The sequence below is a fragment of the Ensifer sp. ENS06 genome (assembly GCF_014852205.1).
GTDB classification, from domain to species: Bacteria; Pseudomonadota; Alphaproteobacteria; order Rhizobiales; family Rhizobiaceae; genus Ensifer; species Ensifer adhaerens.
On sequence record NZ_JACVBC010000054.1, the window covers coordinates 1 to 377 of the forward strand.

The 377-nt window shown below is 64.2% G+C and carries 1 protein-coding gene; it reads right to left on the bottom strand.

All coding sequences use genetic code 11. The features are described 5' to 3' along the window. A partial coding sequence (locus IB279_RS36805; protein ID WP_210338787.1) for a VCBS domain-containing protein occupies nt 1–377 on the bottom strand: 377 nt, incomplete at both ends.

The window sequence follows — 377 nt, forward strand, 5'->3', positions numbered from 1 at the left end:
GTCGCCGTACCGCCCTTGCCGTCGTCGACGGAGACGTCATAGGTCTGCGTCAGCTTTTGGCCCGCCTGCAGCGAGTCGAGCACGCTGTCGGCAACCTTGAAGCTCCAGCCGATCTGATCGGTTGCCTGGTTCAGCGGGTCGAGCGCGAAGGTGCCGAGATAGCCGTTGCCGTTCGCCTTGAAGCTGGCGCTGTGGGTGTCGAGCGTATCGACATCGCTAAAGCCAACCGCACCGCCCTGCGTGTGTGTGACCGTGTTCTCACCCGTCGCCTTGTCGGCGATCTCCGTCACAGAACCGCTCTGCACGCCCGAAGTGATGACCGGTGCGTCGTTGGTGCCGGTGATCACGATCGTCACGGTCTGGATCGCCGTGCCGCC